Raw genomic sequence first — 246 nt, forward strand, 5'->3', positions numbered from 1 at the left:
GTCAGCGCCGTCGTCGAGGGCGCGCTGATCCTCGCCACCGCCTTCGCGATCCTGCGCGACGCCTATCTCGGCTGGCTGAACCCGAAGGCGCCGGACACGCCCCTGCTCGGCATCGCGTTCAACGCCGGCGCCGGCGCCCTCAACTTCGCCTGGGCGCTCGTCCTCATCCGCCTCGGCAAGGCGTGGAAGTCGCCGGCGCTGTCGGCGGGCGGCCGCCACATCATGACCGACGTCACCACGACGATC

At 72.0% G+C, this 246-nt stretch carries 1 protein-coding gene; it reads left to right on the forward strand.

Annotation, left to right across the window (positions count from 1 at the left end):
* On the forward strand, positions 1–246 hold a 246-nt coding region (locus Q5L94_RS14020), incomplete at both ends, for a cation transporter (RefSeq protein WP_317498960.1).

The organism is Idiomarina sp. Sol25, from assembly GCF_033052775.1.
Classification (GTDB): domain Bacteria; phylum Pseudomonadota; class Gammaproteobacteria; order Enterobacterales; family Alteromonadaceae; genus Idiomarina.